The organism is Desulfocicer niacini, from assembly GCF_054657595.1.
The window spans coordinates 1-236 of the sequence record NZ_BAAHYK010000236.1 but is presented as its reverse complement, the minus strand read 5'-3'; the positions used below and the strand labels follow the sequence as shown (position 1 = coordinate 236).

Annotated in this window: 1 pseudogene; it reads left to right on the top strand. The window is 57.2% G+C overall.

From position 1 onward, the window contains the following. Window positions 1-236 (top strand): annotated as a pseudogene (locus ACYQ2M_RS25550) (IS1634 family transposase); the annotation flags it as partial.

The following is a 236-nucleotide window of genomic DNA, read 5'->3' as shown; positions in this document are numbered from 1 at the left end:
TCAAGTTCATCTCCAGTCAGCCAGCCGGGGGAGCTTTGCTTCTTAAAGGGCTGTGGAAACGCATCGGCATTGATCGTTGCCTTGCCGAAGCTCTGAGGGACAGAGCCTTCACTGCCCCGGTAGGGGATGCCATATTTGCCATGGTGGCCAATCGAGCCCTGGCACCCGGATCCAAACTGGCAGTGGAAGAGTGGGCTGCCAAGGATGTCCATCTGGACATTGAACAGCCCATCCAG